Below are 21713 nucleotides of genomic sequence, written 5' to 3' on the forward strand. Positions count from 1 at the left end.
GACTCACCGGGTTTCGAGACGCGTCCGACTCCGTCGGGCGCTCCTCAACCACCGACATGGAATTTCCACGTCTCACTACGACGCAAAACGCCTCCGCTCCAGGGTGGGAGCGGAGGCGTTAAGAACGCTGGGCTGCGGGCTACGCGGCGAGCACCGCCGCCAGGCTCTCGCGCACGATGGTGAGGCCGCGCTGCAGCTCGGCCTCGGTGATGGTGAGCGCCGGCAGGAATTTGAGCACCTCGTCGCGGGCGCCCGACGTCTCGATGACGAGTCCGCGTGTGAACGCCTCGGCGGCGACCTGACCGGCGAGGTCGGGGTGCGAGGTCGAGGCGATTCCGTAGATGAGTCCGCGGCCGCGCACGTCAAAGCCGAAGGTCGGGTTCGCCGCGGCGATCTCGAACAGGGCCACCCGCAGCAGCTCGGACTTCTCCGCGATCTCGTCGACGAAGAGCGTGTCGGCCCAGTAGGCGTCGAGGGCGACGCGCGCCGTGACGAAGGCGAGGTTGTTGCCCCGGAAGGTTCCGGTGTGGGCGCCGGGCTTCCAGACGTCGACCTCGCGGCGCATCAGCACGAGCGACATCGGCAGGCCAGAGGCGGAGATCGACTTCGAGACGGTGACGATGTCGGGAACGATGCCCGACTCTTCGAAGCTGAAGAATGCACCGGTGCGGCCGACACCGGCCTGGATGTCGTCAATGATCAGCAGGATTCCGCGCGCGCTCGTGATGGCGCGCAGGCGCTGCAGCCAGGCGGAGCTCGCCACGTTGATGCCGCCCTCGCCCTGCACCGCTTCGACGATGACCGCGGCCGGAAGGTCAAGACCGCTTCCCGAGTCGTCGAGCATCTTCTCGAAGAGATCGAGCGTGTCGACATCCGCGCCCAGGTAACCGTCGTAGGGCAGACGGGTCACGTTGTCGAGCGGGGCGCCGGCTGCCTCGCGGTACTTCTTGTTGCCGGTCGCGGCGAGGGCGCCGAGGCTCAGTCCGTGAAAACCGTTGGTGAAGGCGACGACGTTCGAGCGGCCGGTCGCCTGGCGGGCCACCTTGAGTGCGGCCTCGACGGCGTTCGCGCCGGTCGGGCCGGTGAACTGCACCTTGTAGTCCAGGCCGCGGGGCGCCAGGATGCGGGCTTCGAACGTCTCGAGGAAGGCGCGCTTCGCGCTCGTGGCCATGTCGAGTCCGTGGATGATGCCGTCGCGCTGCAGGTACTCGATGAGGGCCTGGGTGAAGAGCGGGTTGTTGTGACCGTAGTTGAGCACACCGGCGCCGGCGAAGAAATCGAGATACTCGCGGCCGTCATTCGTGACAAGGGTGGAGCCGCTGGCCGAATCGAAGACAACGGGGAAGGAGCGGATGTATCCGCGCACCTCCGACTCGATGCGGTCAAAAATCTCGAGGTCGCTCATGGCTACCCTTTCTGGTTTCGGTGTACCGCGTCAGCAGTTCGGATGCGGCGAGGCGAGCGTTGGTCGGGGTGCCGACTCGTGCGCTCGGTGGGGGTGTGACGCACCTGGCGACATCCGCCGTCGCGTCGTCGCCGCCCCCAGCCTACTTTCCGTCGGTGCCGCTCTGCTGAGCGCGCGCTGACTTCGCGCGTTCTGTCTGCGGCGGAACCTCCCGCACACCGGGCAGACCCGGCCCGATCAGCACCCGCCAGACCCAGTCGGCCGCGGTCTCGACCGGGGGGCGCGGCTCGCGATCGAGCCAGACCGCGATCACACCGAGCGCAGATCCGGCGATTCCTGCACCGACGACATCGGGTGGGAGCCCGTCGAACGCGCGCGACCCTGACGCGGCGACGCCGGCGCTGGCCGCGGATTCGAGGCGGGCGCGGATGCGACCTGCCGCCACCGAGGAGCCGCCCTCGCAGAGCACTAGTCGGTAGAGCGCCGCATTCGTCTCGAAGTGTTGCAGATAGGCGACGAGGTCGGCCGGCGGATGCTCAGGGAGCGGACCGTCGAATACGGGAACCATCGCACCCGCCTCCGATTCGACCATGTCGAGGGCGTCGGCGAGGAGGGTCTCCTTATCGGAGTAGTGCTGGTAGAAACTGCTCCGGTTGACTCCGGCGCGTTCGACGATGCCCGCGATGGTGATGTCGCCCGGCGGATGCTCCTGGGCGAGCGCGAGGAGCGCCTGCTGCAGACTGCGGCGGGTGCGTTCGACTCGGACATCCATGCATCCAGTCTCTCAGCATCCCGAGAGTTCTCCAACATCTGTTGGTTTTCCGACATTCGTCGGATAGCCTGAAATTACGCGTGAACCGCGACAAAACGCTCTGGAAGGACACTCACATGGCAACGGATCCGAAGCCTCTCACCGGCAACAGCACCATCGGCGAATGGCTCGCCCACCCGGAGGGCGGAGCGGCGGTGCGCGGCCTGCTCGCCGCGTCGGGCGCCGATGAAGCATCGCTCGCCCCGGTACTCGGGCTGCCGCTTCAGCAGCTCGTCGCGCTGAGCCAGGGACAGATGCCGCAGTCGGTCATCGATGAGCTCGTGAAGTCGGTCAACGGCGGCGTCATCCCCGAGACCGAGGCAGCCGGCTGGCAGGAGAAGGTCAGCACCGGTCGTTTCGCCGGCAAGACGGTTGTCGTCACGGGTGCTGCCTCCGGCATCGGACGCGCGACAGCCACCCGCATCGCCCGTGAAGGCGGCCGTGTCGTGGCCGTCGACATCTCGGCCGACAAGCTAGCCGAGTTCGCCGCATCCGTTGCCGCATCAGTTCCGGGCGCCGAGATCGTGACCGTGGCCGGTGACATCACCCAGCAGGCATCAGTGGATGCGATCATCGCCGCAGCCGGCGACCGGATCGACGGCCTGGCCAACGTGGCCGGCATCAACGACGACTTCTCGCCGTTGCACGAGACCAGCGACGCCATGTGGGACCGCGTCATCGGCGTCAACCTGACCGGAACGTTCAAGCTCACCCGTGCCGTTCTGCCCGCGATGATGGCGGCCGGCTCGGGTTCGGTCGTCAACGTGGCCAGCGAGGCCGGCCTCCGCGGCAACGCGTCGGGCAACGCCTACACGACCTCGAAGCACGCTGTGGTGGGCCTCACCCGCAGCGCCGCTTTTATGTACGGACCGCAGGGCATCCGTGTGAACGCTGTCGCTCCGGGAGGCGTGGCCACCGGCATCCCGTTCCCCCCGCACGTGTCCGAGGCCGGCTCGGCTCGCCTGCACCCGTTCCAGATGGCGATTCCGTCGCTGGCAACCGCCGAACAGCTCGCGGCGTCGATCACCTTCTTGCTCAGCGACGACGGCGTGAACATCAATGGCGTCGTGCTTCCGTCTGACGGCGGCTGGTCGGTGCAGTAGCACCGTCTCGGTGGTCGAGGAGCGAGCGCTAGCGAGCGTCTCGAGACCCGGCGAGCCGATCCTCAGACGCAACCACGTCAAGAGATCGGCTCGCGAGATCTCGAGACGCGTGCTCGCAAGCTCGCGCGCTCCTCGATCAGCGGACGGGCCGTCAGACCAAGCTGGAAACGAGTGACCCTTCGAGCGAGAGCGACCGGCGCACCTCGAATGCTCCGTGGTACGAGTGCTCATCGAGCATCGCGAAAATGAGCACATCGTCATCGGTGAACCCGTCTCGGAGCGCCTCTCGAATGAGATCCGACGGGCGAGCCGGGTATTCCATGGCGGAGAGAAAATTCTCCATCTGTCCGTTCAGTGTCATCGTGGTCCCCTTCCGACGATTATTGAGAATATCTCGGGTGCCCGACGACTTCAACGCCTTGAAATCGTCGGGCACCCCGTGTATCGGAACACCCTCGGTCGGGGAGTGCGCAGGTGCGCGGGTTGCGCGCCGTCATTTCTCAGCACGCGCGCGGCTGGGCTGCACCCGCGGCGGCTCCCCCGGCATCTTCGGAAAATCGGGCGGGAACGGCAGCTCGCCGAGGCCGTCTTCGAGATCGCGTTCCCACCAGAGCAGCAGGTCGCCGATGCTGCCCGGATGCGCATGCAACTTCGCCCACGGATCGCTCATTTTCTGCAGCCGATCCGGCACGGTCGCAATGGTGAGCTCCCGCGGGTTGATGTTCTCGAGTTCATCCCAGCCGATCGGGCACGACACCGATGCGTGCGGCACGGCCCGCGGGCTGTAGGCGCCGGCCATGGTGCGATCGCGGTTGGCCTGGTTGAAGTCGACGAAGATACGGGCGCCGCGCTCCTCCTTCCACCAGGACGTCGTGACCTGATCGGGCATCCGTCGTTCGAGTTCGCGAGCAGCGGCAATCACGGCATGCCGCACGTCGAGGAACTCGTGTGTCAGCTCGATCGGGGCCGCCAGGTGCAGGCCGCGGTTGCCCGAGGTCTTGATGAACGTGGTCAGGCCGGCCTCGGCGAGCACCGCACGCATTTCGAACGCGACGGGTATCGCATCGTCGAAGTCGGTGCCGGGCTGCGGGTCGAGGTCGATGCGCAATTCATCGGGATGGTCGGAATCCTCGGCGCGCGCCGGCCAGGGGTGAAAGACGATCGTGTTCATCTGCACGGCCCAGACGGCGGCGGCCGGTTCATCGATGACGAGCTGCGGATGCGTGCGCCCGCTCGGGTAGGTCACCATCACCGAGCGCACGAAGTCGGGGGTGCCCTTCGGCGGATTCTTGGAGAAGAACTGGTCGCCGTCGATGTTGCCGGCGAAGCGCTGCAGCGAGATCGGGCGGTCGCCGTTGGCCGTGACGAAGGCGTCGCCGATCGCGACGATGTAGTTGGCGAGGTCAAGTTTGGTGAAACCGGGTTCGGGCCAGAGCACGCGGCTCGGGCTGGTGAGACGCATCTCGCGTGGGGTGCCGGTACCGGTACCTGTTCCTGTTCCGCTGTCGGTTCCGGTTCCGCTGCCGGTTCCTGTTCCGCTGCCGGTTCCTGTTCCTGTTCCTGTTCCGCCCGGGACCGTCACCATCACCACTTCGCTGACCATGCGGCACACGCTACCCGCGCCGCTCGAACGAGTCACCCCCTCCCGCGGCACCGGCGTCCTCAGTTCCTGGCGCCCATCGTGTGTGCGTGCCTGCGTGCCTGTGTGGCTAACTCCGGTAATTCGCGGGCTGCGACATCCGCACCCGCATGATTCCGCGCCTCGCTCGCGTCGACGCGGCAGATTACCGGAGTTAGCCACCGAGCCGGGCGCGAAGGGGTGCCCGTCGGCCGGGGTGCACACCGATCCTGCGAAGGTGAACGCCCGCGTTCCCCTGCTGTTCACCGCACGTTTCAGCGCCGCCGCCACTCTGAGTTCGAGCCCGTTGTGGGCGCCATCGACATGCTACGAAAGGCAGCCGAATGCGAACGACCTGGCGCGGCCCCACCGCCGCCCTCCTGACGTCTCTGGTGGTGCTCACGCCACTGACCGGGGCGCTAAGCCCGGCCTCTGCCGCACCTGATGCCCCGAGCGTGCGCATCAACGAACTCGAATCCAACGGCGGAACCCCCGGCGACTGGATCGAACTGATCAACACCGCCTCCTCAGCAGCGGATGTCTCCGGTCTGGTTCTCAAGGACAACAACGACACGCACACCTTCGTCATCCCCGCGGCGACCACGATTCCGGCCGGCGGATACCTCGCCCTCGACGTCGACGTCTCTTACGGCCTGGGTGCTGCCGACTCCGCGCGACTCTTCGCCGCCGACGGCACGACACTCATCGACAGCTACAGCTGGACCGCTCACGCCGCGACCACCTACGGCCGCTGCTCCGACGGCACCGGCGAGTTCGTGACCACGACCACGGAGACGAAGGGCGCCGCCAACGACTGCAGCGTGCCTGTTCGCGTCAACGAGGTCGAGTCGAACGGCGGAGCTCCCGGCGACTGGATCGAGCTGAAGAACCTCAGCCCTCGGGCGACGGATGTCTCGGGCCTGATTCTCAAGGACAACAACGACACGCACAGCTTCGTCATCCCCGCGGCGACCACGATTCCGGCCGGCGGATTTCTCGCCCTTGACGTCGACGTCTCCTACGGCCTGGGTGCTGCCGACTCCGCGCGACTCTTCGCCGCCGACGGCACGACACTCATCGACAGCTACAGCTGGACCGCTCACGCCGCGACCACCTACGGCCGCTGCCCCGACGGCACCGGCGAGTTCGTGACCACGACCACGGAGACGAAGGGCGCCGCCAACGACTGCAGCGTGCCCGGCACCGATCCCGGAACGGATCCAGGCCCCGGAATCCCCGCCCCCTCGCCTTGGCCCGGTGGCAGCACCATCAGCACGGTTGATGCCGCAGGCTACTTCGGAACCAATCTCAGCGGCCTGGCCTATCAGGCATCCGGTTCGTCGGCGCCCGGCACGATCTGGGCAGCCAAGAACGGCGTCGGCACGATGTATCAGCTCGCCTGGAACGGCACGAGCTGGGCCCCGGTCACGACGAATGGCTGGGCCGCAGGCAAGCCGCTGCACTACGTCGACGGCACCGGCGATGTCGACGCCGAAGGCATCGCGTTCACCGATGCCGGTGCGGCCGGTGGCATGTTCGTCTCGTCCGAACGCAACAACAATGCGAGCAAGGTCAGCCGCCCGTCGGTGTTGCGCTACGACGTGACCGGTGCCGGCCCCGCTCTGTCGGCAACGATGGAGTGGAACCTGGTCGCCGATCTGCCGGTGGTCGCTCCCAACAGCGGCCTCGAAGCCCTCGCCTGGGTGCCCGACAGCTTCCTCGTGGCGCAGGGACTCGTCGATGAAAGCACGACGAAGGCCTACGACCCCGCCGTATACGCGAACCACGGCGACGGACTCTTCTTCGTGGGCCTCGAGGCGAACGGCACGGTCTACGCCTACGCCCTCGACCAGGTGACCGGTGGGTACCACCGCGTCGCAACGATCGCCAGCGGTTTCCCCGGCGTGATGGACCTTGAGTTCGACGCCGAGCGCTCGGCACTGTGGGCTGTCTGCGACGACACCTGCGACGGCCGCAGTTCCCTTCTGCAGGTCGCAAAAACCGGTGAACGTGCCGGTCACTTCGCCGTGACGGCGGTCTACGAGCGCCCGTCGGGTATGCCGAACGTCAACAATGAGGGATTCGCGCTCGCACCGCAGAAGCTCTGTGTCGACGGCGTGAAGCCGGTCTTCTGGTCTGACGACAACGGCACGGATGGCCACTCGCTGCGTCAAGGAACGATCGCGTGTACTCCGGCGCCGGTCGACCCCGTAGATCCGGTTGATCCGGTTGATCCGGTTGATCCGGTTGATCCCGTTGACCCGGTTGACCCGGTCACTCCCGTCGCTCCGATCCCTGTTCCGGCCGACTCGCTCACCGATGCAGCTCGCGGTCCCGTCACGGCGCCGAAGTCTGCCCACGCCGGCGACTCCATCGTCGTGACAGTGGGAGTGCCATCGGCCGGCGCGACAGTTGATCTGTGGTTGCACTCCACCCCGGTTCACCTCGGACGCAACGTGGTCGGCGCCGCCGGAACCGCGAGCGTGACGATTCCGGCATCCGCTCCGATCGGCGCACACCGCATCGCAGTCGTTGCCGCGAACGGCACTCTGATCGGCTGGACCGCCATCAGCATCACGGCGTCCTCGACCCCGGGAGAAGCGCCGGGATCCGGCGCCGGCACCGGCGGGTCAGGTACATCCGCGTCCGGAACGGTCTCACCGACGTCCGGACTCGCGTCGACGGGTGCCGATGTCCTGGCACCGGTGTTCGCGATTCTCTTGCTGCTCGCTGCGGGAAGCATCCTTCTCATCGTGCGTCGTCGGGGCCTGCCCGAGTAGCCGCCTGACCAACTCGCAGCACACTCAGCGCGGCCCGGGCTTCTCAAGCCCGGGCCGCGCTGTTCGCTTTGCTGCTGCACTTCCCGTTGCCGATGCCGAGTCCGATTTGCCTCGTGGCTAACTCCTGCAATTCCCGGAGTTTGATCTCCGAAGCCGCGTAATTCCGGGGCGGCAACCAACAGATGCGGCGGATTGCCGGAGTTAGCCACACAGCGCAGCCAGAATCAGCCAGACCGACCGAGAGCTCTGGTTTGGTTGTGGCTCAGGTGCGCAGTGTGGCTAACTCAGGAAATCTGGTCGGCCGCGGCGTCCGCACCCTTATGTTTCAGGGCTCCTCGCAAACGGATGCGACGGATCTCCTGAGTTAGCCACACCGACCGTCGGTGACGTAGCGCCCTCCGGCCGATGCCAGGTCGCTCGCTTAGGCTGAAGCCATGACTGACTCTGCCGCCACCGAATCGACAACCACTGCATCGACGTCCACCGAATCCGCGACCACCGACGAAGCTCAGCGCATCACGATGTTCGGCGCCGAATGGTGCGGCGACTGCCGCCGTTCGAAGAAGCTGCTCGACGGACTCGGCATCGACTACGACTATGTCGACCTGATGGTCGTCGACGACGGAGCCGACCGCGCCCACGCGATCAGCGGGCGCACCAACATCCCGGTCATCGTGTTTCCCGACGAGACTCACGTCGTCGAGCCGAGCGATGCCATCGTGCGCGCCAAGCTGACGGAGCTCGGGCTCATCAGCTGAACGGCGTGCGGGTGGCCGACGGATGCCGCACCCCGGCCCGCCGACTCCGGCCGCCCGGCCGGTAGACTTCTGAGTGATTCAGTGGTGTCGGCGGTTCAGTCGACATCCATCACCGCAGGCCAGACTGACTGAAGTTCTCGCGCCGATCGCCGACAGAGGAGCGAGATGTCCACGACACGGCTGCCCTCCGAGTCGGCGACCGAGCCGGGCGCGGCATCCGTATCGTCTGGCCCGTCCGCTTTCGATGCACTCGCATCCGATGCCCTCGCCGCAGACATCCCAGCTTCCGACCTTCGCGGCTCCGATGCTCCTGCGTCGGCCGGCCCCGACGCGAGCATCCGCCGCACGCCTCGCCTGCGCCTCGCGCTGATTCTTGGCACCGCCCTCGTCGTCGGCCTCGCGATCGCCGTACCGGTTCTCCACGTCACCGCACAGAGCTCCTACGACGCCGCACGGGAATCGCTGGCCTTCAAACAGTCGACCGTCGAGCCGATGGCCGCTGCGATGAGATCCAACCTGACCGATGCGAAGACACTCCTCGATGAGAGCAACGGACACGTGCTCGACGAGAACCCGCGCAGCCAACTCGCCGCAGCGATCGTCGAGGCCGACCGGCGGATGGGCGTTGTCGAGACGGAGATCGCGCAATCCGAGGCGGCGGCGAAAGTCACACCGAACACCAGCATCCTGCTTGCCGGGTTCGGGTTGCGTCAGGGCATCGCCACACTCAATTCGTTCAAACTCAACGACGCCGGGGAGCTCGCCTCGATCGAGTCGACGCTCAGCCCGGCGATGAACGCCGTCACCGGCGCCGTCGCCGCGTGGACGGCCGAGCAGAAGCGGCTGCGCTACACCAAGGATGTTTACGCGGCCGGCTGGTATCCCGAGCTTGATGCCTGCCGCGGTTCAGTCGACGTGACCGCGCGCTACGGCGTCGCCACCATCGCCGAGCACTGGAGTTGCGGCGGCCGCGACTTTCCCGACGAGGCCGGAACTCTGATCGAGCTGACCGGACTACACGCCGGAACGTATCGGGTCGAGGGCATCAAGGCGATGCTCAACCAGGCGACGGCGACGACCGCCGATCTCCCGACCGGCTACGACCTGCTCTACCAGACCTGTCAGAACGGTCAGTCGTCGACGATGTCGATGACGGCGCTGACGAAGGTCAGCTGACGCGAGCGGTCCCGGCACTGGTCCCGGCACCGGCCCGGCACCGGCACCGGCCCAGCTGKACGTGGCCAGCGGTGAACTCGTTCCGCAACGTCGAATGACCAGTTCACGCGTCGTCTGGTTCCCGGGCGCTCGCCCGCTGGGTAGTCTGGCACCACCATCACCCGACGCATCCGAGTCGTGAAAGTCGGCAGTAATGACCACCCCAACCTCACCGCCACCGCCGCCGCCACCACCGCCGCCGCCTGCATCGCCCGCGCCGCAGGCTCCCCACGGTCTCTCCACGGCGAGCAAGATCGTGCTGTTCGTGGTGACGCCGCTTGTGCTGCTCGTTCTCCTCGCGGGAGGGGTCGCCGTCGGGCTCAGCCTGTTTCGAGGAGCACCGATTTCCGAGACTGCCGAGGCTGTTGCCGAGCAGAGTGTCTCCGTCGGGATTCCGTCTGCCGAGCCGAGTTTCAGCCCCAGCCCCGACGGCCTGGTGCACGTCAGCATGACGGGCACCTTCGCCGGGTCACGCCCCACGCTCACCGTCACGTCGGACAACGGGATCACCACCGTGAGCGGCGGCTGCCCCGACGGCTGGCTGTTCTCCCGCTGCAACGTCACGGTCTCGGTTCAGCTGCCTGCTGAGCTTCCGCTCACCGTGCAGGGCACCAATGGCAGCATCAGTCTCATCGGGCTCGACGGCGACATCGACGTGGCGACATCGAACGGCCGCATCAAAGCGGCGGCGACCTCAGGCGATCTGAGCCTCCGCACCGTCAACGGGGCGATTCAGGTGATGAATACGACCTCGAGTCGACTCACCGCGAACGCCACCAACGGCAGCATCGAGCTGGAGTTCGATGACGCTCCATCCGCCGTCTCGGCAACCACCACAAACGGGCAAATCACCGTGCGGGTGCCCGACGACGCCAGCCGCTACTTCATCGATGCGCAGACAGTGAACGGCCAGATCAACACGGATGGCGTGTCCAGCGACCGCACCGCCGAGCGCACGATCACGGCGAAGACGATCAATGGCGCCGTCACCGTGGAACGGTCGGGTCAGTAGGCGGGTTGAACGAACATCACCATCCCGGTGGTCGAGGAGGCCGCCCGCGGCCGTCTCGAGACCTCGCACGCCAACGTTCAAACGCAACCCCAGTCAAGAGATCGGCTCGCGAGGTTTCGAGACGCTCGCTGGCGCTCGCTCCTCAACCACCGAGACTGCAAACTGACTAGAAGAGCGTGTAGCCGCCGTCGACCGTCACGATCGAACCCGTCATGAAGCTGGAGGCATCGCTCGCCAAGAAAACCGCGACCGGGCCGAGCTCGGCGGGCATCCCGTAGCGTTTCATCGCCGCCGGTTCGACGCACCACTCGCGGTATTCCGGCTGATCGACCGGCGACATCTCGGTCAAGAAATAGCCGGGTGCCATCGCATTGACCCGGATGCCGTGGGGCGCCCACTCCGCCGCCAATGCCTTGGTCAGCTGATGCACCGCGGCCTTCGACGCCAGATACGGCGCCTGCCAGCGCGGCCGGTTCACGATATCGGCCGACATCGACCCGACGTTCACGATCACCCCGCCGCCGCGCTCCTTCATGCGCCGACCGACCGCCCGGCTGACGTGCCAGAGCCCGTCGACATTGGTGGCCATCACGTCGCGCCATTCGGAATCGGCCAGGTCGAACGCGGCCCCGCTGACCCCGATGCCGGCGTTGTTCAGCAGCACATCGATCTCACCGAACGACTCACTGACCAGGGCGACGGCGCGCTCGACGTCCGCAACATCGGTCACCTCAAGCTGCACCCCGTACGCGCGGATGCCGAGCTCACGCAACTCTGCCGCCGCGACCTCCGCCGCGCCCCGCGTGCGTGCGGTCACCGCGACGGCCGCACCGGCCTCGCCGAGTGCCTGGGCCATGGCCCGGCCGAGCCCGCGACTCCCGCCGGTGACCAGGGCGACCTTGCCGGCGAGCGAGAATGCCGCGAGAGCGTTCATGGGAGTTCAACCGTTCTGCCGGCGGTGAGGGATTCGCGCGCGGCGAGTGACACATCGAGAGCGAGAATCGCCGATTCCGTGGGACAGAGTGTCGGCGACGCACCGCTCTCGACACACTGCAGGAAGTAGGCGGCCTGGGCGGCATACGGGGAGTCCGGCGAGGCCGCTGAGTATTCGTAGTACTCCGACCCGACCGCGCCGGTGAGCGTCAACGCGCTCGTGAAGGAGTAACCGACCGGCATGGCATTGCAGGTCGTGACGGTGCCCATGCCCCCATCGGCATATGTCACGGTCGTCTCGATGAACCCGGGCTCCTCCCCGCGCACCGCCGTGACCGCGACCGGGGTGCCGAGATACAAATTCAGCTGGTCGAAGTCGTGGATGGCGAAGTCGACGAGCACGCCGCCCGAGGCCGATTCGTCGGTCATCCAGGTGTCGCCCTGGCGCGGCGTGGAGAGACGGCTGGCGTGCACCGCAAGCACCTCGCCGAGGCGACCGTCGGTCACGCTCTCGCGCAGCATCCGATAGCCCTCAAAGAAACGCACGACCTGGGCGACCATGAACGTGCCCGGGCTCTCTTCCGCCACCTCGGCCACGCGCACCGCCTCGGCGTGAGTGAGTGCGATCGGCTTCTCGAGCAGCACGCTCTTGCCGGCGCGCAACGCACGGATGGCGATGTCGGCATGCGTCGGGGTCGGCGTGCACACCGAGAGGATGTCGACGGCCGGGTCGGCCAGCACAGCGTCGAGGTCGGTCACGAACCGGGCGTTCGGCGCATCCGCCAGCGGGGCACCCGGGCGAGGGGTGCAGACATACGCGATCTGCTCGCCGAGCCCGAGAGCAGACCAGGCCGCGGCGTGCGCCTGCGCCATCTTGCCCTGGCCGATCAGCGCGATCGAATGCGATCCGGCCCCGCTCACGCCTGCCCCGCTCATGCTGTGGCCAGGCTCTCGTTGATCACCGACGGGTCGAAGAGATGGTCGAGGATCACCCGGCCGGCCCCGATCACGCCGCCGCGCGCCTTCGTCTCGCTCACCGCGATCTCGAGATAGTCGGTGGCCATCGGAAGACATTCGGTGTAGATCGCCGAACGAAGCCCGGCCACAAAAGCCTCGGCCTCACTCAACTGGCCGCCGAGCACCAACCGCTGCGGGTTGAAGAAGTTCACGATCGTGGCGAGCACGCCGCCGGTGCGGGTTCCCGCCTCACGCAGCATCTGCGTGGCCAGAGGATGACCGAGCTGGGCGAGTTGCAGCACCGCCGCGGTGTCGGCGACGTCGACGCCGGCCTTGCGCAGGCTGTCGACGATCGCGGCTCCCCCGGCCACGGCGTCGAGGCAGCCCCAGCGCCCGCAGGTGCAGAGCGTGTGCGGCGCGTTCGGCACGGCGACATGGCTGATGTCCCCCGCCATTCCGCGGTGGCCGCGATGCAGGGCCCCGGAGGCGATCACGCCGCAACCGATGCTGGAGCCGGCTTTCACGAAGACGAGGTGGTCGACCGGCTCGGTGAGGCTCGCGTGTTCGCCGAGCGCCATCAGGTTCGCGTCGTTGCCGACCAGCGAGGGAACCCCGCTGAGCCTGCGCAGCAGCGCGGCCGCGTCGACGCCGTTCCAGCCGGGCATCCGCGAGGGCGACACCAGCTGACCGGCGTGGGACTCGACCGGCCCCGGCAGGCCGACGCCGATCCCGCGCAGGCGCTGACCGGGGCCCGCCGATTCGGCGACCATCTCCTCGGCCTGAGCCACGATCCAGCCGAGGATACGCTCGGGCCCGTCGCCGATGTCCATGTCGCGGTGGCGTTCGGCCAGCATCGTTCCCGCCATGTCGAACAAGGCGAACGACGCGTGGCGGGCGCCGAGGTCGACGCCGAGCACCGCGCCGGTATCCGGATTGACCTCAAGCTGACGCGGGCGGCGTCCGCCGCGGGAGTCGCCGCGGCCGGCTTCGCGCAGCAAGCCGCCGAGAATCAAGGCCTCGACCCGAGAAGTGGCCGTCGATGGAGAGAGTCCGGTCGACCGGGCGATGTCGGCGCGGGACGACGAGGCCCCGGAGCGCACCAGGTTGAGGATGCCGCCCGGCGAGGAGTCATGGCTGAAGACGGGAGGGGCAACGGAGGTCATCGTCATTGAGCCAATCCTGGAGGAAGCGGGTATTTGACTTTACTGTATCAACTTCCTGCATTTCTGGAGTAAGTAAATCCACTATTGCATAAACTGTTGTTTCAACTTACGATTGCGTGATTGCTGGATCGACGACGATACGAGGACTTCATGGCTGCGGCACCCGGGCACGACTCACGCCCCACCGACACGACTTCGACCGGGCACCCCATGGTGAACCTGGCCGGAGTCAACAAGCACTTCGGACCGTTGCACGTGCTGAAAGACATCAGCCTCACCGTGCAGCCCCGCGAGGTCATCGTCGTGGTCGGCCCGTCGGGTTCCGGCAAGTCCACCCTCTGCCGGGCCATCAACCGCCTGGAGCCGATCGACTCCGGCGAGATTCTGATCGACGGCACGGCGCTGCCGCGTGAGGGCGCCGCCCTGGCCGACCTGCGTGCCGACGTCGGCATGGTCTTCCAGTCGTTCAATCTCTTCGCCCACCGCACGGTGCTCGACAACGTCACTCTCGCGCCGATGAAGGTGCGCAAGATGAAGAAGGCCGCGGCCGAGGCCGAAGCCATGGCATTGCTGAAGCGGGTCGGCATCGCCGAGAAGGCCCACATGTACCCGGCCGAACTGTCGGGCGGCCAGCAGCAGCGCGCGGCGATCGCGCGTGCGCTGGCCATGCATCCGAAGGTCATGCTCTTCGACGAGCCGACCAGCGCCCTCGACCCCGAGATGGTCAGCGAGGTTCTCGACGTGATGGTCTCGCTCGCCCAGGAGGGAATGACGATGGTCGTCGTCACTCACGAGATGGGTTTCGCCCGCAAGGCCGCCGATCGCGTCATCTTCATGGATGCCGGTCAGATCGTCGAGCAGAACACCCCCGCCGCCTTCTTCGACAACCCCCAGACCGAGCGTGCGCGTTCGTTCCTGGCCTCAGTGCTGTCGCACTAACAACGCTGTCGCACTCAGGCCCCCTCAACCACACCTCACCAAAATGCCAGCGGCCCTGCGTCGCAACGGTTCCCCACCAAAGAAGATAGGAAAAACCATGTCATTGCCCTCCTCACTGCGTCGGAGGCTCCCCGTTGCGGGTGCTGTTATCGCCGTTGCCGCGCTCGCGCTGACCGCCTGCTCGTCCGGCGGTTCCGCCAGCGTTCCCGGTGGCACCTCGAGCTCGGGCAGCGACGCCGCCGTGTCCGCCGTGTTCAAGGATGCCCCGGTCGCTGCAGACTCGCTGATCATCCCCGACTCGACCATGGCCAAGATCAAGGCGCGCGGAAAGCTGATCGTCGGCGAGGCGCTTGACGCCCCGCTGCTCTCCCAGCAGGACCCGACCGACCCGACGAGCGTCACCGGCTTCGACGCCGACCTGGCGAAGCTGCTCGCGATTTACATCCTCGGCGAGCCCAACGTCGAGATCGTGCCGCCGGCATCCGAAACCCGTGAGGCGCTTCTCGCCAACGGCACCGTCGACGTCGTGTTCAACACCTACACGATCACCGAAGAGCGGGCCACGCAGGTCGACTTCGCCGGCCCGTACTTCAGCTCCGGCCTGGCCGTTGCCGTCAAGTCGGACAACAAAGACATCAAGGGCATCGATGACCTCGGCGGCAAGACCGTGATCGTCGGCGCGAACACGCCGGCCGTCACCGAGGTTCCCGCGCAGCAGCCCACCGCGACCTTGCTCACCTTCGGCACCGACCCGCAGGCCGTGCAGGCACTCGTGCAGGGACGCGGCGACGCCTACGTGCAGGACTACACCCTGCTCGCCAGCGACGCCCTCGCCAACGACGGTATGAAGGTCGTCGGCCAGCCGTTCACCACCGAGCCCTACGGCATCGGCCTCAAGCACGGCGACGCCGACTTCAAGAGCTTCGTCAACAACTGGCTGCTTGAAATCCAGAAGGGCGGCCAGTGGGGTCAGGCCTGGAAGAACTCGCTCGGAACGGTTGTCGACTCCGACATCCCGACTCCCCCGGCCATCGGCTCGGTTCCCGGCTCCTAATCAACGGCGGCAGCGCCAGCGAACGGCAAAGTGATGAATAACATTCTGACTCCCGAAACCATCGGGCTCCTGCTTCAGGCGCTCGGCACGACGCTCATGATGGCCGTCGTCGCCGGCATCGGCTCCCTGATCCTCGGGGTGCTGGTGACGATGGCCCGGGTGAGCCCCATCCCGATTCTGCGGTGGGCCGCCTGGTGCTACGTGCAGTTCTTCATCAACGTGCCGCTGCTGGCGCTGCTCATTCTGGCGGTGTTCGCGCTGCCGGATGCCGGTCTGATCGCCCCCCTGACGCCGACGGTCATCATCGTGCTCACCGTCTACGAGGCCGCCTATGTGGCCGAGGCGGTGCGCAGCGGTGTGAACACCGTCGGCGTCGGGCAGGTCGAAGCGGGCCGGGCGCTCGGCTTCTCCCTGCTGCAATCGTTCCGTTTCATCATCATTCCGCAGTCGCTGCGCGCCGTCGTGCAGCCGCTCGGCAACGTGATGATCGCCCTCGCCATGAACACGGCACTCGCTGCCGTCGTCGGCGTCGTCGAGTTCACCAGCGAGGTCAACAAGCTCAACCTCGTCTTTGCACAACCCATTCAAATCTTCACCGGCGCAGGCCTCGTCTACATGGCGATCGCACTCGTGATCGGACTCGCCGCAGGCCGGATCGAACGAAGGGTGGCGATCGTCCGATGACCAAGTCACGACACAGTGCCGCAAGCTTTCTCTACGAAGAACCTGGTCCCCGCGGCCGACGGTCGATCCTGATCGGTTCCATCATCAGCGCCCTCGTGCTGGTCGGTGTGTTCGCCCTCGGCCTCTATCAGTTCGGTTCGAACGGCCAGCTCGACGCCGAGAAATGGGCGCCTTTCACTCAGTGGCCGATCTGGGAGTTCCTGCTCGTCGGCTTCCTCGGCACTCTCGCCGCAGCCGCCATCGTGGCGGTGCTCGGCTCCGTCCTCGGCATCATCCTGGCCCTCGGCCGGATCAGCCCGGTGAAGCCGGTGCGCTGGCTGGCCACCGTCTACATCGAGATCGGCCGCACCGTTCCGGTGCTCCTGCTGATCTACCTGATGCTGTTCGGTCTCCCGCAGCTCGGCATCAACCTTCCCACCCTGTGGAAGCTGGTTGTCCCGCTGACCATCGCGAACTCCGCGGTGTTCGCCGAAATCATCCGGGCCGGCATCCTGAGCCTGCCGCGCGGGCAGACCGAGGCGGCGCTCAGCCTGGGACTGCGTCAGTGGCAGACCATGGCGTTCGTCGTGTTGCCGCAAGCCCTCCGCAACGTCGTGCCGTCGTTGGTCAGCCAGCTGGTCAGTCTGCTGAAGGACACCTCGCTCGGCTATATCGTCGCCTACACGGAGCTGCTCTACCGCGGCCAGGTGCTGTCGACCTTCAACCACCTGCTCATTCAAACGTTCCTCGTCGTCACCCTGATCTACCTGGTCTTCAACGGCAGCCTGTCGGCTCTCGCCTCGCGGCTGCAGAAGCCCACGCGGCGGCGCAAGCCGATCGGACCGCTCGTCACGGCGCTGCCGATGCCGATCGGGCAACCAGAGAGTGAAGTCCGTGCGTAAGTCACCCTTGGTCGAGCTCGCCGCCGTGCGGCGCTCCGGCCTGATCGAGAGCCGTCACTTCGGCTCGCTGATCGCCCTCAACCCAGACGGCCAGGTCGTGCTCGCCCTCGGCGACCCCGATGCCGAGATCCTTCCGCGCTCGACGGTCAAGCCGTTGCAGGCTCTCGCCTGCCTCACCGCCGGCGCCCCACTCGTCGGCGCAGAAATCGCAATCGCGTCGGGCAGCCACACCGGCGAAGACGAGCATGTGCGCGTCGTGCGCGGCATCCTGCAGAAAGCTGGGCTCGACGAGTCAGCGCTCGGTTGCCCGGCCGATCGGCCCGAGAACGAGGCGACGTTCGAGCAGATGATTCGCTCCGGCGAGCCGCGCTCGGCGATTCGGATGAATTGTTCGGGCAAGCACGCGGCGATGCTGCTGACCTGCGCCGTGAACGACTGGAGCACCGACGACTATCTCGACCCGGCGCATCCGTTGCAGCAGCACATCGCAAAAACCATGGCGTCACTGACCGGTGTTGCACTCACACACACCGCCGTCGACGGCTGCGGCGCCCCGTTGTTCGCCACCTCCGTGCACGGAATCGCGACGGCATTCCAGCGTCTCGTGCTGGCGGATGCCGTCGAACCGGCCGGTCATGTCGCCGCGGCGATGCGGGAGTTCCCGTTCTACGTCGGCGGCAGCGGTCAGGCGAACACCGAGCTGATGCGTGCGCTGCCCGGAGTGCTCGCCAAGGGCGGCGCCGAAGGCGTGATCGGGGTCGCGGCAGCCGACGGCTCAGCGGTGTCGATGAAGATCATCGACGGCAGCCCCCGCGCCACGACGCTGATCGCCCTGCGCATACTCGACTTCGTGGGCGTCTCTGTCACCGCCGCTCAGGCTCTGGCTGAGGTGCCGGTTCTCGGCGGCGGGCAGCGGGTCGGCGAAATCGTTCCCGGCGCTGACCTGCAGGCCGCGATCTTTGCGGCGGAGGCTGCAGCGTGAGCGAACAGGTAGTTCTCGCCGTCGATCTCGGCGGCTCCTCGATGAAGGGTGCGCTTGTCACCGAGCACGGCGAGACGCTCGTCACCGAGACCCGGCTCACGCCCGAGATCGACATCGTCGAGGCGCTCATCGAACTTCTTCACTCGTTGGAGGCGACGGCATCCGTTCGCGGGCTGCAGGTCATCGCCGCGGGCGTCGTCACACCCGGCATCGTCGACGAGCAAGCCGGGGTGGTGCGGTATGCCTCGAACCTCGGCTGGAAAGACCTGCCACTGCTGCACCTGCTGCGCGCCCGGCTCGACATGCCGGTGGCGATCGGGCATGACGTTCGGGCGGCCGGCTTGGCCGAACAGCTCCTCGGCGCCGCGCGCGGGGCCGACGATTTCGTGCTGATTCCGATCGGCACGGGAGTGGCTGCCGCACTCGTCTCGGCGGGTGGCACGCTCACCGGAGCGACCGGGGCGGCCGGAGAATTCGGGCACATTCCCGTGGTTCCGGGCGGCGAATTGTGCACCTGTGGGCAACGCGGCTGCCTCGAAGTGTATGTCTCGGGTGCCGGTCTGGCACGACGCTACCAGGCGCGCGGGGGCGAGGCGCTCAGCTCGAAGCAGATCGTCGCGCGCCTCGGCGCCGACCCTCATGCTGATGTGGTCTGGGCTGAGGCCGTGCAGGTGCTCGCGCAGGGGCTTGCGATCCTGACGCTGCTACTCGACCCGCGTGTCATTGTGATCGGCGGCGGTTTCGCGCATGCCGGCGAAGCGTTGTTCGGGCCGTTGCGTGACGCGCTGACGGCCGGGCTGGCCTGGCGGGAGGCGCCACGCGTCGTGCAGGCGCTGCTCGGCAGCGAGGCGGGCCGGATCGGCGCGTCGATTCTGGCGTTCCGCGCGGCGGGCCGGGGCGATGTTGTCGACGGGTGGACGGTCGCGGAGGCTGTGGCGGTCTAGGTCCGACCGTGCCGGTGGTCGAGCCTGTCGAGACCCGGCGAGCCGATATTCAGACGCAACCCGCGTTCAAGGATTGACTCGCGAGGTTTCGAGACGCGGCCGACTCCGTCGGGCGCTCCTCAACCACCGGCGCTTGCGACTAGGCCACGTCTGCCAGGCAACCCTCCGCCGCGACCCAGCCGAGCATCGCGCACTTCACGCGCATGACGAACTTCGAGACGCCCTGAAAAACCACGGCGTCGCCGAGCACGTCTTCGTCGGGTTCGCCGACTCCGCGTGAGCGCATCATCTCGCGGAACGCATCGATCGTCGCCTGCAGTTCCGCCGTCGTCAGTCCGGGGGCCAGACCGGCCAGCACGGATGCCGACGCCTGCGAAATACTGCACCCCGCTCCGCGCCAGGCGAGCGCGGCGATCCGGTCGGTGCCGGGCTCCAGGGCGATCTGCAGGGTGATCTCATCGCCGCAGGTCGGGTTGCGTTCGAAGCGCACGGCATCCGCGTGCTCGAGCTCGCCGAATCCGGTGCGGAGCTTTGAGTGGTCGAGGATGACCTGCTGGTACAGGCCGGCGAGGGCGTCGCTCATGAGGTTTCTCCGAAGTAGGGGCGCACCTGCGCGACGGCGGCGAGAAAACGGTCGACCTCGGCCTCGGTCGTGTAGAGGTAGGCGCTGGCGCGGGTGGTGGCGGTGAGGCCGAGGCGGCGGTGCAGGGGCTGGGCGCAGTGGTGTCCGACGCGCACCGCGATGCCGAGGGCGTCGAGGTACTGGCCGACATCGTGCGCGTGAACGCCGGCGACGTCGAAGCTGGCGAGCCCCGCGCGCGGAACACCGAGCCCGGGGCCGACCACACGGATGCCCGGGATCTGCGCGAGGCCGGTCAGCATCCGTTCGGCGAGTTCTTCTTCGTGGGCTTCAACACGGTCAAGTCCCACCTCGTCGAGGTAGCGCACGGCGGCGGCGAGGGCGATCGCCTGGGAGACCGGCTGGGTGCCGGCTTCGAAGCGTTGCGGGGCCGGGAGGAAGTCGGAGCTTTCCATGGTGACGGTCGTGATCATCGAGCCGCCGGTGCGGAACGGCGGAAGCGCGTTCAGCAGTTCGGTGCGCCCGTAGAGTACGCCGATGCCGGTCGGGCCGAGCATTTTATGGCCGGAGAAGGCGGCGAAGTCCACGTCGAGGGCGACGACGTCGAGGCGACGGTGCGGTGCCGACTGGCAGGCGTCGAGCACGACGAGCGCGCCGACGGCATGAGCGAGTGCGACGAGTTCGGCGACCGGAGCGACGAACCCGGTGACGTTCGAGACGTGGGCGAAGGCCACAACCCGGGTCTTCTCACCGATGACCGCTTCGGCGTCGGCGACCGTATAGATGCCGTTGTCGTCGACCGGGATGAAACGCAAGGTCGCGCCGGTCGTCGCGGCGAGCTCCTGCCAGGGCACGAGGTTGGCGTGGTGCTCGGCCTCAGTTACGACGATTTCGTCGCCTGCGGTGAGCGCGAAGCGGCGAGCGGATGCTCCCCCACGGCCGTGACTGGCGTTGGCCATCCCATAGGCGACGAGGTTGAGCGCGTCGGTGGCGTTGGACGTCCAGACGATCTCGTCGGGCTGCGCACCGACGAAGGTGGCGACGGTCTCGCGCGCGTCTTCGTAGGCTTCGGTGGCCAGGCCGGCGAGCGTGTGCGCGCCGCGGTGCACGGCCGCGTTGCTGTGGATCAGGAAGTCGCGTTCGGCATCGAGCACAACCAGCGGGCGTTGCGCGGTGGCGCCGGAGTCGAGGTAGGCGAGCGGGTGCCCGTTGACGGTCTCGGCGAGCGCGGGGAAGTCGGCCCGGATCCGCAGGATGTCCTGCTCGGTCAGGCGCGACGGGGCGGCCGGTGCGGCGGCGCTCGGCGCGGTTTCGCGCTCGGAGGTCGACTCGGTGGTGGTGCCGGCGGCGGGTTGTGACACGGAATGCCTTTCGTAGCGACCTGGATGGCGGGTCGCCTGCTACAACCATTCTCCCCGTGTTCCTGTTCCGACGCATCCGGATCAGCTGTGTGTGACGACATTCGGCCGCCACCCGCGTGCTTGGTGTGTGGCTAACTCCTGCAATCCGGCCGGCCGCGCGAAAACTCCCGCATGATTCCGGGGGCCGGATGCGCGACATCCGGAAATTGCAGGAGTTAGCCACCGGCAGCCCGCCACACGAACCGGCCAACCAATCGCAGGGCCGACATCCCCGCGCACGACCATGCCGCGAGGGTTGTGTGGTTAGTTCAGGAAATCCGGCTGGCCACCCCGGATCCGCCGCGTAATTCCGGGGCCCCGCCACGCCACAGCCGAAAATCTCCTGAGTTAGCCACCACCTGCACGCCCGCACGAGCCGGGCAGCCAACCAACCCCGGCTTCAGCCGTACCGGCCTGCCACACGGGCTGTGTGGCTAACTCCTGCAATCCGGCCGGCCGCGCGAAAACTCCCGCATGATTCCGGGGGCCGGATG

20 protein-coding genes are annotated in these 21713 nt (G+C 67.3%); 11 read left to right on the top strand and 9 right to left on the bottom strand.

The window, feature by feature from the left end; all coding sequences use genetic code 11:
* Positions 1-139: 139 nt before the first annotated feature.
* Together ectB and AB4Y63_RS05560 are read right to left on the bottom strand one after the other, a co-directional pair.
* On the bottom strand, positions 140-1405 hold the full coding sequence (gene ectB, locus AB4Y63_RS05555) for a diaminobutyrate--2-oxoglutarate transaminase (protein WP_441790048.1): 1266 nt from the start codon (positions 1403-1405) through the stop codon (positions 140-142).
* A 142-nt stretch (positions 1406-1547) separates the two neighbouring features.
* Positions 1548-2177 (bottom strand): TetR/AcrR family transcriptional regulator, encoded by a 630-nt coding sequence (locus tag AB4Y63_RS05560; RefSeq protein WP_441790049.1) that lies wholly within the window; start codon positions 2175-2177, stop codon positions 1548-1550.
* Positions 2178-2293: 116 nt separating this feature from the next.
* Between AB4Y63_RS05560 and AB4Y63_RS05565 the strand changes: the two genes are divergently transcribed.
* Positions 2294-3319: an SDR family NAD(P)-dependent oxidoreductase gene (locus AB4Y63_RS05565; protein ID WP_441790050.1), complete on the top strand. Its 1026-nt coding sequence runs from the start codon at positions 2294-2296 to the stop codon at positions 3317-3319.
* 151 nt (positions 3320-3470) lie between these two features.
* Here the strand turns inward: AB4Y63_RS05565 and AB4Y63_RS05570 are convergent, their stop codons facing one another.
* Both AB4Y63_RS05570 and ligD read right to left on the bottom strand, forming a co-directional pair.
* Positions 3471-3680 (bottom strand): hypothetical protein, encoded by a 210-nt coding sequence (locus tag AB4Y63_RS05570; protein WP_441790051.1) that lies wholly within the window; start codon positions 3678-3680, stop codon positions 3471-3473.
* Between the two features lie 132 nt (positions 3681-3812).
* Positions 3813-4781: a non-homologous end-joining DNA ligase gene (gene ligD / locus AB4Y63_RS05575; protein ID WP_441790128.1), complete on the bottom strand. Its 969-nt coding sequence runs from the start codon at positions 4779-4781 to the stop codon at positions 3813-3815.
* A gap of 500 nt (positions 4782-5281) precedes the next feature.
* Here ligD and AB4Y63_RS05580 point away from each other — a divergent pair, with 500 nt between their 5' ends.
* The 4 genes from AB4Y63_RS05580 to AB4Y63_RS05595 all read left to right on the top strand — a co-directional run bounded on the left by AB4Y63_RS05580 (position 5282) and on the right by AB4Y63_RS05595 (position 10702).
* A complete protein-coding gene (locus AB4Y63_RS05580) occupies positions 5282-7717 on the top strand; it encodes a lamin tail domain-containing protein (RefSeq protein ID WP_441790052.1) in 2436 nt (811 codons plus the stop codon).
* 521 nt (positions 7718-8238) lie between these two features.
* Positions 8239-8475, top strand: coding sequence for a glutaredoxin family protein (locus AB4Y63_RS05585; protein WP_441790129.1), 237 nt, complete (start codon positions 8239-8241; stop codon positions 8473-8475).
* Positions 8476-8640: 165 nt separating this feature from the next.
* The gene (locus tag AB4Y63_RS05590; RefSeq protein WP_441790053.1) at positions 8641-9651 is read left to right on the top strand and encodes a hypothetical protein; all 1011 of its coding nucleotides are present in this window, start codon (positions 8641-8643) and stop codon (positions 9649-9651) included.
* A gap of 193 nt (positions 9652-9844) precedes the next feature.
* The gene (locus AB4Y63_RS05595) at positions 9845-10702 is read left to right on the top strand and encodes a DUF4097 family beta strand repeat-containing protein (protein WP_441790054.1); all 858 of its coding nucleotides are present in this window, start codon (positions 9845-9847) and stop codon (positions 10700-10702) included.
* Positions 10703-10868: 166 nt separating this feature from the next.
* Here AB4Y63_RS05595 and AB4Y63_RS05600 read toward each other — a convergent pair whose 3' ends face one another.
* Genes AB4Y63_RS05600 through AB4Y63_RS05610 form a run of 3 tightly spaced genes read right to left on the bottom strand, consistent with a single transcriptional unit; the run spans position 10869 to position 13761 of the window.
* Complete coding sequence (locus tag AB4Y63_RS05600) at positions 10869-11636, bottom strand: SDR family NAD(P)-dependent oxidoreductase (RefSeq protein WP_441790055.1); 768 nt, start codon at positions 11634-11636, stop codon at positions 10869-10871.
* The gene (locus AB4Y63_RS05605) at positions 11633-12571 is read right to left on the bottom strand and encodes a Gfo/Idh/MocA family protein (RefSeq protein ID WP_441790056.1); all 939 of its coding nucleotides are present in this window, start codon (positions 12569-12571) and stop codon (positions 11633-11635) included. The genes AB4Y63_RS05600 and AB4Y63_RS05605 overlap by 4 nt, the downstream gene beginning before the upstream one ends.
* The gene (locus tag AB4Y63_RS05610) at positions 12568-13761 is read right to left on the bottom strand and encodes an ROK family transcriptional regulator (protein ID WP_441790057.1); all 1194 of its coding nucleotides are present in this window, start codon (positions 13759-13761) and stop codon (positions 12568-12570) included. Before AB4Y63_RS05610 ends, AB4Y63_RS05605 begins: the two co-directional genes overlap by 4 nt.
* Positions 13762-13905: 144 nt before the next feature.
* Here AB4Y63_RS05610 and AB4Y63_RS05615 point away from each other — a divergent pair, with 144 nt between their 5' ends.
* The 6 genes from AB4Y63_RS05615 to AB4Y63_RS05640 all read left to right on the top strand — a co-directional run bounded on the left by AB4Y63_RS05615 (position 13906) and on the right by AB4Y63_RS05640 (position 19239).
* Positions 13906-14694 carry an amino acid ABC transporter ATP-binding protein gene (locus AB4Y63_RS05615; protein ID WP_441790058.1) on the top strand — a complete coding sequence of 263 codons (789 nt, stop codon included), beginning with the start codon at positions 13906-13908 and terminating at the stop codon, positions 14692-14694.
* Positions 14695-14791: 97 nt separating this feature from the next.
* Positions 14792-15748, top strand: coding sequence for a glutamate ABC transporter substrate-binding protein (locus tag AB4Y63_RS05620; protein ID WP_441790059.1), 957 nt, complete (start codon positions 14792-14794; stop codon positions 15746-15748).
* Between the two features lie 33 nt (positions 15749-15781).
* Positions 15782-16432, top strand: a complete 651-nt coding sequence (locus AB4Y63_RS05625) for an amino acid ABC transporter permease (RefSeq protein ID WP_441790060.1) — start codon at positions 15782-15784, stop codon at positions 16430-16432.
* Entirely contained in the window at positions 16429-17313 is an 885-nt protein-coding gene (locus AB4Y63_RS05630) for an amino acid ABC transporter permease (protein WP_441790061.1), read from the top strand. The genes AB4Y63_RS05625 and AB4Y63_RS05630 overlap by 4 nt, the downstream gene beginning before the upstream one ends.
* Positions 17306-18295: an asparaginase gene (locus AB4Y63_RS05635; RefSeq protein ID WP_441790062.1), complete on the top strand. Its 990-nt coding sequence runs from the start codon at positions 17306-17308 to the stop codon at positions 18293-18295. The genes AB4Y63_RS05630 and AB4Y63_RS05635 overlap by 8 nt, the downstream gene beginning before the upstream one ends.
* Entirely contained in the window at positions 18292-19239 is a 948-nt protein-coding gene (locus AB4Y63_RS05640; RefSeq protein WP_441790063.1) for an ROK family protein, read from the top strand. Before AB4Y63_RS05635 ends, AB4Y63_RS05640 begins: the two co-directional genes overlap by 4 nt.
* 139 nt (positions 19240-19378) lie before the next feature.
* Here the strand turns inward: AB4Y63_RS05640 and sufU are convergent, their stop codons facing one another.
* On the bottom strand, positions 19379-19822 hold the full coding sequence (sufU, locus tag AB4Y63_RS05645) for a Fe-S cluster assembly sulfur transfer protein SufU (RefSeq protein WP_441790064.1): 444 nt from the start codon (positions 19820-19822) through the stop codon (positions 19379-19381).
* Positions 19819-21090 carry an aminotransferase class V-fold PLP-dependent enzyme gene (locus AB4Y63_RS05650; protein ID WP_441790130.1) on the bottom strand — a complete coding sequence of 424 codons (1272 nt, stop codon included), beginning with the start codon at positions 21088-21090 and terminating at the stop codon, positions 19819-19821. Before AB4Y63_RS05650 ends, sufU begins: the two co-directional genes overlap by 4 nt.
* Positions 21091-21713 lie beyond the last annotated feature (623 nt).

It is taken from the genome of Leifsonia sp. YAF41 (assembly GCF_052113185.1).
In the GTDB taxonomy this organism is placed as follows: domain Bacteria; phylum Actinomycetota; class Actinomycetes; order Actinomycetales; family Microbacteriaceae; genus Cryobacterium.